Raw genomic sequence first — 9441 nt, 5'->3', positions numbered from 1 at the left:
GCGGGCGTCGCTCCAGGCTTCGCTTAACCTCGTGCGGCGGGGACGCGAATTGATGGAGCAAGGCCAACTGGAAGATGCTTATCATGCCTTCCGTCGGGCGTACCAGTTTGATCAGACCAACGAGCTGGCTCGCGACCTCTCCAAGAAAGTCCTGGAGATGCTTCGAGGGGAAGGGAAGGAACCGTCGCCGCCTTCTTCCCCGTTTGGTTCAACCGAGCCGCCCTATATCCAGAGCGGTCGCGCCACCCCGGCTGACCAACAGCCGGCGCCGGTGAAGGATCCCACCAAGGACGTCAAACAAACGATCATCTTCCACGATCAGCTCAAGGCGGTCATCACGCAACTGGCGAAGCAATTGGGGATCAATGTTGCCTTCGATCAAAGCGTGCAGGACCGACGCGTGGATGTTGAGCTTCAGAATATCACCCTGGCCAAGGCGCTCGATACGATCCTTCTCACCAATGGGCTCTTCTTCCAGCCGATCAACGAGAATTCGATCATCGTGGCTCAGGATCAGCCGGTCAACCGCAATCGCCTCCAGCAGATGAGCGTCCAGACGTTTTATCTGAAAAACCTCGATGCTCAACAGCTGGCGCAAGTGCAGCAAGTCCTGACGATGTTCTTCGGCCAGCGGGTTCAATCCTGGCCCATGCAGGATATGCGGGCGCTCATCGTCCGCACGGCGCCCGAAAATATGAAGCTCGTCGCCGAGATCATCGAGACGATTGACAAGGAACGGCCGCAGGTAATGATTGACGTCAGCATCTACGAAGTCTCGCGCAACGACCTGCTGGAAATTGGCAACCAGCTTCTGTTTGACGGGTTTCTCGGTCAGGCGGCAACGAGCGGGCCGCTGCGGCCCGGGACCCTCAACCTGCTGGGGATCACCGCGGGACAGATTCTCACCGAGCAACGCCTGGCGCTGGCCGTTCCCACGAGCATCATCCGCGCCCTCCAGACGCGGGGCAACAGTCGGCTCATTGACAGCATTCAGGTTCACGCCCTCGATGGACAGCAGGTGACGGCCAATATCGGTCGGTCCATTCCGATCCAGACGGCGTCGCTGCCAACGTCGTTTGTCAACGTCACTCCCACACAGCCTAATCAACCCGGAACTGTCCCCCCCGGCGGATTGGGCAATATCTTCGGCTTCGGGTATCCTCAGATCGAGTATCGAGACGTCGGTCTGAATGTCACCATCACGCCGACGATTTATACCGATGAGGACATCAAGCTGGAGATGCAAGTTGAGACGTCGGGTTTCGTCGAAGGACCAACGCAACTGACGCCCATCATCACGCGACGCAGTCTGAAGAGTGTCGCGACGGTGAAAACGGGACAAGCGGCCATGATGGCCGGCGTGGCCCAGCGGCGCAATGAACAGACGCGCGGCAGTCTTCCCCTTCTGGGATTTCTGCCCGTCGTGGGGCGCTTCTTCAGCATCCCGAAGGAGACGGGCAGCACGACCGACTTGCTCATCACGGTAACGCCGCACATTGTGCGTGCGCCGACGATTGAGGATAAGGACCGGCTGGCCCGTTTGGCCGGAACACTGCAGGCGCAAGGCGTCAATGACTCCATTGAGAATTTCGTCCAGCGGATGTACGCCCTGCAGGCGGCTCGAGAGGAAAAGACCGTTGCCTCGGGCGAGAAGAAGACGGAGCCCACGCCTGCTCCGACGCCGGAGGTCGGTAAGACGGAGAGCAAGCCCGAGCCTGAACTGGTTGTCCCTGCTGCGGCTCAGATGCTCGCCGGCGGGGAACCGATCTCGGCTTTGCTGCAACTGGTCAATACCACACCCCCGCGCGTCAATGAACTGCTGCAAGTGGCCGTTTTCCTCAATTCTCCGGAGCAGATCAAAGAGGGGAAACTGACGGTGACCTATGATCCCAAGCAGCTTCGCTGGGTCCGGGCCAGTGAAGGTGGTCTGCTGTCAACGACGGAGTCCCGCGCCGAAATAGAGAGCGTTGCCGAAGGCCCCGATCGGGTCACCATCACTGCCCGGACAACGGGAGATGCTCGCCCGGCACGCGGTCGGCTGGCCATCCTCTACTTTGACGTCCTGGCTCCGGGCAACTCGCAGGTGGAAATTGACGCCAGCCGCAGCAGCTTCGTCACGGGGGATGGGCGAACGGTGGGCTGCCGTTCGATCCCTCTCACGGTGTCCGCCCGGTGAATGAAGCGGCTCGGTGTGCGCAACTCCAGTTCGCCGGTCTGCCGGAGATGAATGGGCCGCAGAGGAAGTCGGGAAGCAGACGCACGATGATGAGACGGAGAAAAACACTGGCGGGATTTACCTTGCTGGAACTCATCTTGACGATTGCCGTGCTCACGATCTTCACCGCCGGGGCCATTCCCATCGCCCGCAATGCGATCAAGCGCGAACGAGAAATCGAACTGCGACGCGCCCTGCGGGAAATCCGTACGGCGATTGATCGGTACAAGCGGGCGGCCGATGCCGGACTCATCAGCCCGTTTGAAATCAAACAGGACAGTGACGGTTATCCGCCAAACCTTGAGGTGCTGGTTGAGGGAGTCCCCTTGGCGGGAAGCCCTGACCGAAAGCTACGCTTCTTGCGGCGTATTCCGGTTGATCCGATGACGGGCCGGGCGGAATGGGGATTGCGCTCGACGCGCGATGCCCCTGATGCTCGCAGTTGGGGCGGTCAAAATGTCTTCGACGTCTATTCGCTCAGTGAAGCCACGGCTCTTGACGGGACGAAATATCGTGACTGGTGATCCCTTCTCACGCGACAGTCGGTCCCAGAGATGCGGGCTGCTCGGCGTCGGCCCGCGCCGTAACGGAGGACGTTTGCGCTCCTGTCACCGGGCGCGCGGCTTCACCCTCCTGGAAATCATCATCGTCCTGACGATCATCGCCATTATCGTCTCGCTGGCGATACCGGCGTACCAGGCGGTGATTCTGCGGGCCAAGGAATCGGTGCTCAAGCAAAACCTTCATCTGATGCGACGGCAAATCGAAGCCTTTGCGGCAGACCGGGGACGCTACCCGCAGTCGCTCCAGGAACTGGTCGAAAAAGGTTACCTGCGAGAGATCCCTCTTGATCCCATCACCGGCTCCCGCGAGACCTGGGAGACCATCCAGGAGGATCAACCCTTCAGCGGAGACCCGGAGCAGCAACCGGGAATCAAGGACGTCAAAAGCGGAGCCAAAACCGTCTCCTCCGAAGGAACCCCCTACAATGAGTGGTAAGCTCGCCCTGAGAGAGTTCTTCACCCGTCCGCCGCTTCCCTCCACCGGAGTGAGTATCCATCGGCACGCTGTGGCTGTTGCGTGCACGCGCCGGACCAAGGGAAAGCTTTTGATTCAGCGCGCCGCCGTCGAGCCATTGCCGGCGGGAGTGATCGAACCCGCTTTCGATGGGGTGAACATCAAGAATCGAGACGCTCTCGGCGAGGCCCTCGGTCGCGCTCTCACCAGCGCTGGGTTGAAACGGCGCTCGCGGTGGTGCATGGCTCTTCCCGCAGCAGCATGTCGCATGTTTTTGCTCGATCTGGACGAAGTGCCCTCCGATGCTGAAGAACTCGCGCAGATTCTCGAGTGGAAGGCCGAACGATTCCTGGGTATGGCCGCCAGCGAGCTGGTGCTGGCCTGTGAGCGAATCATGTCAGGGCCGACCGGAGGGCGATTCCTCGTGGTGGCCGTGCGGACGGAGGTGCTCACGGCCTACGAATCGGTCCTCGCCGGGCTCGGTCTCCATCCCGGCTGGGTCGTTCCTGTTCCGATCGCAGAGTCCGGCTGGCTCTTCCACAGCGCGACGGAGGGAGATAGCCTGCTGGTTTCCTATGAGGACGAACTGGTGACGTTCGTCTTCGCGCGGAGGGATACTGTGTTGGCCGTTCGTGCCGTTCCCTGCTCGCCCGATGCGTTGCTCGACGAAATTCATCGCACTCTTGCCTATTACCAGGACAAGTTGAGGCCGGCAAGCGCCGCGACTTCGCAACCGCGAAAGCCCCGCGTGTCGCTCTGGCGAAGGAGGCGGGGCGTGTCTGTTGAAAACCCATCGTCATTGGCCGGAGAGGCCACCGATGTCGCCTCTCCAGGTGATTCCCCCTCGCTCGACCTCATCGTCCTTGTCACCCGCCGTGACGGACGAGACACTAACGCGGAGGCAACATGGGGTCCCTCGTTCGTTGCCGCAGTGACGAGTCTCTGTCGAAAATTTTTCCCCGACGATCACTCACCGCGGGTCTACAGCCTGGATGAGGAGAAGGTCAATCCGGAATCCCCGCTGACGCTGTCGTCGCTGGCGGCGGCTGTGGGAATTACCTTGCTTGGGTGACGCTGTGCGCGACGCTCCGCACTCCGCGACAGTGAGGCCAAAGGAGCTGCCATGACGTTTCCCCATTTTGACGATCCTGCGGGCATCGGCTATAGTACTGCCCGGCCTCCGTCTCATGTGGAGTGTAGCGATGTATGTTCGGGAGAGGTTTGAGACACTGATGTGAAATGTGCAGGTGTGACTGCACGGATGGGTGTCAAGGAGCACAGCACGTATGCACATTACGGTTGTCGGTAACGGATACGTGGGGCTCGTTACGGCGGCGTGTTTGAGTTTCATCGGTCATCGCGTCATCGGTGTGGATAATGACCGGCGAAAACTCGCATTCCTGAAGGAAGGGATTGCTCCCTTGTACGAGCCGGGGTTGCAACGGCTGCTTGCTGAGGGGATGAAAGCGGGACGCCTCTCCTTCTCTGAGGATTTGGCCACGGCCGTCTGCGCATCGGAGGTCATTTTCATCGCCGTGGGGACGCCGGGCCGACCCGATGGGAGTGTGGATCTCACCAGCGTCGAAGCCGTCGCCGAGGCTATCGGCCGAGCACTGGCAAGCTCCTCGGAGGGACGGGTTCGTGTGGTAGCCACCAAATCCACCATGCCCGTCGGAACGAGCGCCCGTGTGGAGGAGATTATCCGCGCCTCGTTCGAGCACGCTGTTCGGGCCACTCGGGGGGCTCAGTCCTCTTCGCAGATTGCCGTTCTGGAGCGATTGTTCGTTGTCAGCAATCCGGAGTTTCTCCGTGAAGGCTGCGCCATCAGCGACTGGCTCTATCCCGACCGCATCGTCATCGGCTCCGAGAATGAGCAAGCGACGGCGATTCTCGCCGAAGTTTACGGGCCGATTCTCCGACAGACGTTCGACGTCCCTGATGGATTACCTCCTCGTCCCAAGGGACTCTCCCGCGTGCCCCTTATTGTCACCGATCGGCGGAGTGCGGAGCTGGCCAAATACGCAGCGAATGCGTTGCTCTCGACGAGGATCAGTTTTGCCAATGAAATCGCCAACATTTGTGAGCGCGTCGGTGCTGATGTCTGCGAGGTGATGCGGATCGTCGGACTGGATCATCGCATCGGCGCACATTATCTGTCGGCGGGAATCGGTTGGGGCGGAAGCTGTCTGGGCAAAGACGTCGCCGCCCTCATCAAAGCTGCCACCGATCAGGGGTATGAGCCGGAACTGCTTAAAGCCGTCCTCCATACCAACACCCGGCAGCGCCATGCTCTCGTGGCTCGGTTGGAGCAGTTTCTCGGCGGCCTCGAAGGCAAGACCGTTGGGCTTCTCGGTCTCGCCTTCAAACCGGGAACAGATGACATCCGCGATGCCCCCAGTCTGACAATCGCGCGAACGCTGCTGGAGCGAGCCGCGCGGGTGAAGGTTTATGACCCCGTCGCCATGCCCAACGTGCGTGCGGAATATCCGGATCTGGCGCTGATCTATGCTGCCAGCGAACTGGACCTGGCAAGAGACTGCCATGCGGTGGTGCTCGTAACGGAATGGGATCAGTTTCGCCGGCTTGACTTTCACAAACTGCGGTCAGTTATGGCGGGCACGCTCTTTGTGGACGGGCGAAATGCTCTTGATCCCCGGACGATCTCTCAGGCGGGGTTGACCTATGTCGGAGTTGGGCGGTCGTCGTGTCGGGACTGATCGTGGCGTCCTGCGAGCGACAAAAGCGGGAGGAAGGAGCTATGCGACTGAAATCCTTCATCGTTGTTTTTATTGGCTTGAGTGTGGTTGCACCCGCCAGGGCCCAGGGGCGACTGGAGAGAATACTCGCCGGCCGAGGCAAGGTCGTTGATCTCACCCATCGGTTGAGTGCGAAAATTCCCTATTGGCCGGGGGGTCAATATCGTCCGTTCGAGTTCACCCCGATTGCAACGCTTGATCGCGATGGGGTTTTCTCGGGATTCTTTGCCATGCCCGAGCACATGGGAACTCATGTGGATGCCCCAAATCATTTCGTGGCGGGCCGTCCCTCGGTAGATGACCTGTTGCCCGAGCAGTTGATCTGTCCTGCCGTCGTGCTGGATGTGCGGGACCGGGTGCGCGACAATCCCGATTACCAGCTTACCGTCGAGGACATCCGGCGATGGGAACGACGCCACGGGCGTATTCCTCGCCGCTCGCTGGTCCTTCTCTACACCGGGTGGGGTGCACGGTGGGGGACTCCGAAAGAGTACCTCAATCGGGATGAGCAAGGGGTGATGCATTTCCCCGGATTTTCTCCAGATGCTGCTCGGTTCCTCGTGACCGAACGAGAAATCTCCGGCCTCGGCATTGACACGCTCAGCGTTGACTACGGCCCCTCGAAGGATTTTCCCGTGCATCACATCACGCACGGAGCGGGGAAGTATCACATCGAGAATGTCGCCAATTTGGATCGCCTGCCGGCACGCGGAGCTATCGTCATCGTCGGTGTGCTGCCGATTGAAGGCGGATCGGGAGGGCCGGCCCGGGTGTTCGCTTTACTCCCTTGATCTCCTCAAGTCATATTTTGCTTGACAAACGCTTGAGGAAGCACCTAAACTCACACCGTTCGACGGAGTAAAAACTAGCGCGGAAGGTGGTTATGCTCCTACAATTTGACCCATTTGTCGCTGGTGTCATCATGTTCATCATCATTCTGGCAGGACTACAAAAGGCCGGGAAAGTCGGCTGAGGTTGTTCCGAAACTGAAGCAGCGATGTTTGTACGTGAGAGACGGGATGAGAACCTCACGCAGACCTTCTCCCCCCTGCTTCCACGTGGATGGGAAGGCCTGTGCCTCCCGGGGCCCTGGAGCTTGCTTCTGAGAGGCTGAACTCACCCCTGTTTCCCAAGGGCCTCAAGGGGGATACCGAATACGGAGGTGACCCGGAACGCTCACGGGTTAATCCCCTTCACCGTATATTGCCGTTGGTCACGACGTGGATGAGTCGCACATCTTGCGTCGAAAAAAAGTCAGTGGTGGATCACTTTTTGCTTGACAGAACCTCAGTAAACCGTTAGATTGCCACTGACTTTCAACATGTCGGTAGGGGCCAAGCCCAAACCGGCTCTGATTGTGAGTGAGAAAATTTGATCATGGGAGGAGGATAAGCACATGCCGATACTGATCCAACTCGACCCGGCCGTCATTGGCGTAGTGTTGCTCGTCATCTTGGCGGCGGCCCTCGCCAAGAAGGGCGAAAAAGTAGCCTAGAGTGTGTCCAGAGGCCCAACTGTTCATGTGGGATCTTAGGAACTCTAGCGATGTTCAGGCCGACCGCATCTGGTCGGCCTGAAGTAATTTGCGAAGGAGCGGGTGGTTTTCGGCGTCTTCCGATCCGGGCGATTTCGATGACTGTGGGGTAATCGGTTATGGTGACCGTGATGGTTCGTCGCCGTTTGCCGCCACATCCGGGCTTCCGGCTTCCTCTTGTGACCCTTTTAGAGTTCCGCCGTGACCCTCTATCCTTTCTGCTGAAACTTGCGCGAACCTACGGGGATATTGTCTTTTTCCGCCTGGGAACTTCACCCGTTTACCTGCTGTCCCATCCGGACTATATTAAGAGCCTCCTGGTGACTCATCATTCTCACATCGTCAAAGGGAAGGGGTTTGAGCGAACGAAGTATCTCATCGGTGACGGCTTGCTCACAAGTGAGGGGGAGACTCATCGCTGGCAACGCCGGTTGGCGCAGCCAAGTTTCAGTCCCAGGTGGAATATTATTTACGGCTCGGTGATGACGCGGTACGCCGATGAGATCACTAACCGCTGGCATGATGGGGAGACACGCGACATTTATCGAGACATCACGGATCTGACCTTGGGTGTTGTTGGAGAGGCCCTGTTTGGATCAGATGTGTCTGAGTCAGAGGAGATCAAGGATGCCATCGCAGAGTTCATGACGTGGTGGCACCAGATGCTCATCCCCTACGGCTACATTGTGGAAAAGATCCCCTGGCTTCCAGCAAACCGTCGCCGTGACAAGGCCAGGCAGACCATTGATCGGGTGCTCTATCGAATTATTGGCGAGCGTCGGCGGGGGCCGACGTCGTCGGGGGACCTCGTCTCCGCCTTGCTTCGGGCAACTGATCCGGAGACGGGACGGAGTCTTTCGGATGAGCAATTGCGGGACATTGCCGTGACGATCTTCATTGCTGGTCAAGAGACGACGGCATCGGCCATTACCTGGACGCTCTATCTCATATCCCAGCATCCCGAGGTTGAAGCGCGACTACAGGAGGAGGTGGATAGTGTGCTTGGCGGGCGCCTGGTGACCGCCGAGGATGTTCCTCGATTGGTATACACGCGAATGGTCTTGGCCGAGGCGTTGCGGCGGTATCCCCCGGCCTGGGTGCTGGGACGGCGGGTGGTCAAGGATATTGAGGTTGGGAGGTATCGCATTCCTCGGGGATCGGGCGTTCTCGTAAGTCAGTACGTGACTCACCATGATCCTCGGTTTTTTCCCGATCCTTTCCGTTTCGATCCCGAGCGATGGACGCCGGAGGCAGAAGCGGCGCGGCCGGACTTTTGCTACTTTCCGTTTGGGGCAGGTCCGCGGTCCTGCATTGGAGAATCGTTCGCCTGGCTGGAGGGGACGATCGTCATTGCCACGATTGCGCAAAGATGGAGGTTGCGGCATGTGCCCGAGCATCGGGTTGCGGTACTTCCCTCGGTGACGCTGCGGCCCAAATACGGCATGGTGATGAAGCTTTACCGACGGCACTAGACGGCACTAGTTGAGTTTAGGCTCAAGGGGAACGGATCCGTTGGTCTAAAAGTTGGGGTGGCGAGATCCAATGACAGTGTTTGAGCTTGGCGTATTGCTTGTAGCCTGGCAGGGGGTAGTCTCAGTGTGGAGAGGGTGGAAGCAGTTGAGGTATGTTCGGAGGGAGCGAGGAGGGGGTGGGTGTGGGGTCATGCCGCCGGCAGCTGTGATTGTTCCGTGTCGGGGTCTGGATGAGGGTTTTAGGGAGAATCTGCGGTCCCTGATCGAGCAGGATTATCCGGCTTACCAGCTCATTTGTGTGGTTGATTCTCGGGCGGATCCGGCTTATGGGGAGATCGGTCGTGTGGTGAGTGAGACGGGGGCGTTGCACGTTCATGTTGTGGAGGCGGGGAGAGCGAGGGGGCGGGGGCAGAAGGTGCACAATCTGCTGGCGGGGCTTGATTACAT

General features: G+C 59.3%; 8 protein-coding genes. All 8 read left to right on the top strand.

Annotated features, from left to right (window positions below; all coding sequences use genetic code 11):
* The coding region (locus tag VNM72_15425) for a hypothetical protein (GenBank protein HXF06784.1) at nt 1–2176 on the top strand (2176 nt) is incomplete at its 5' end.
* An 86-nt stretch (nt 2177–2262) separates the two neighbouring features.
* On the top strand, nt 2263–2739 hold the full coding sequence (locus tag VNM72_15420) for a type II secretion system protein (protein HXF06783.1): 477 nt from the start codon (nt 2263–2265) through the stop codon (nt 2737–2739).
* Between the two features lie 73 nt (nt 2740–2812).
* Nucleotides 2813–3214, top strand: coding sequence for a prepilin-type N-terminal cleavage/methylation domain-containing protein (locus VNM72_15415; GenBank protein ID HXF06782.1), 402 nt, complete (start codon nt 2813–2815; stop codon nt 3212–3214).
* Nucleotides 3204–4304, top strand: a complete 1101-nt coding sequence (pilM, locus tag VNM72_15410; GenBank protein ID HXF06781.1) for a pilus assembly protein PilM — start codon at nt 3204–3206, stop codon at nt 4302–4304. The genes VNM72_15415 and pilM overlap by 11 nt, the downstream gene beginning before the upstream one ends.
* Before the next feature lie 214 nt (nt 4305–4518).
* Nucleotides 4519–5949, top strand: coding sequence for a UDP-glucose/GDP-mannose dehydrogenase family protein (locus VNM72_15405; protein HXF06780.1), 1431 nt, complete (start codon nt 4519–4521; stop codon nt 5947–5949).
* Nucleotides 5950–5990: 41 nt separating this feature from the next.
* Complete coding sequence (locus VNM72_15400; protein HXF06779.1) at nt 5991–6779, top strand: cyclase family protein; 789 nt, start codon at nt 5991–5993, stop codon at nt 6777–6779.
* 862 nt (nt 6780–7641) lie between these two features.
* Nucleotides 7642–8994: a cytochrome P450 gene (locus VNM72_15395; GenBank protein HXF06778.1), complete on the top strand. Its 1353-nt coding sequence runs from the start codon at nt 7642–7644 to the stop codon at nt 8992–8994.
* A 190-nt stretch (nt 8995–9184) separates the two neighbouring features.
* A partial coding sequence (locus VNM72_15390) for a glycosyl transferase (protein ID HXF06777.1) occupies nt 9185–9441 on the top strand: 257 nt, incomplete at its 3' end.

This window comes from Blastocatellia bacterium (genome assembly GCA_035573895.1).
GTDB lineage: Bacteria > Acidobacteriota > Blastocatellia > HR10 > HR10 > DATLZR01.
The sequence above is the reverse complement of the archived record's forward strand: the minus strand, read 5'-3'. Positions and strand labels throughout refer to the sequence as shown.